This is a genomic window from Flavobacterium bomense, from assembly GCF_003970355.1.
In genome coordinates this window covers 1-1,057 of the sequence record NZ_RYDJ01000270.1, presented here as the reverse complement: position 1 = coordinate 1,057, position 1,057 = coordinate 1, and the positions used below count along the sequence as shown (strand labels likewise).

The window sequence follows — 1,057 nt, the reverse complement described above, 5'->3', positions numbered from 1 at the left end:
AGGGGACAACTGCTGTGGCGAAAAAGCGCATTATGCCGTAATGGTTGCGCGTTCTAAAAATGCGGAAGGCCCTTTTGAAACTTTGGAAGAAGCTGAAAAAACTGCTAATAGTGTGATTATAAATAAAAATGATAAATGGATTGCTCCTGGACATAATTCAGTTGTAACAGACGATAACGGACAGGAATGGATGGTGTATCACGCAATTGATTCAAAAAAACCAAATGGCGGACGCATCATTTTGATCGATAAAATAACGTATAAAAATGGCTGGCCAACTGTAAACTCGGGAACGCCGTCTACAACACCAATTATAAAACCGACTATAAAATGAAATTTTTTTTTATAATTCTATTTACAACATTAAGCTTAAATTCATGTTCGCAACAAAAGGAATTGGAAGCTACAACAACAGTTCCTACTCCAACTGTTGTATTAAAAGATATTTTTCTGGCAGACCCGACCATATTTTATAATGAGGGGACTTATTATCTCTATGGAACAACTACCGGAAACAGTCCGTTAAACGGAGAAGGATTTCAGGTCTATTCCTCTTCCGATCAAAAAAATTGGAATGGACCCGTTGGTGCTCAAGCTGGTCTTGGGCTTAAAAAAGGAGATGCTTATGGTACACAAGGTTTTTGGGCTCCACAAATATTGAAGTATAACAATCAGTTTTATATGATGTATACAGCCAATGAAAACATTGCTGTTGCAACAAGTAATTCCCCGCTTGGGCCTTTCAGAAATACCTCTAAGGAACCATTGGCTGCATCCGTAAAACAAATTGATCCTTTTGTTTTTATAGATGATGACGGAAAAAAATATTTGTATCATGTTAGACTTACTAATGGAAACCGAATTTTTGTAGCCGAATTAAAAGATGACCTTTTAAGTATTAAACCCGAAACACTTACCGAATGTATAGCTGCAGAACTACAATGGGAAAACACGCAAAATGTGAGCTGGCCGGTTGTTGAAGGCCCTACAGTTTTGAAAAAAGAGGGTTTGTATTATTTAGTTTATTCGGCAAATGATTTTAGAAATCCAGAATATG

The 1,057-nt window shown here is 36.9% G+C and carries 2 protein-coding genes; both read left to right on the top strand.

Translation table 11 applies throughout. The features are described from left to right. Positions 1 to 334, top strand: a 334-nt coding sequence (locus EKL98_RS17230) for a family 43 glycosylhydrolase (RefSeq protein ID WP_148104481.1), incomplete at its 5' end; no start/stop codon positions are given. Then, positions 331 to 1,057: glycoside hydrolase family 43 protein (locus EKL98_RS17225; protein ID WP_126563258.1), on the top strand; the 727-nt coding region annotated here is incomplete at its 3' end. The genes EKL98_RS17230 and EKL98_RS17225, both read left to right, overlap by 4 nt.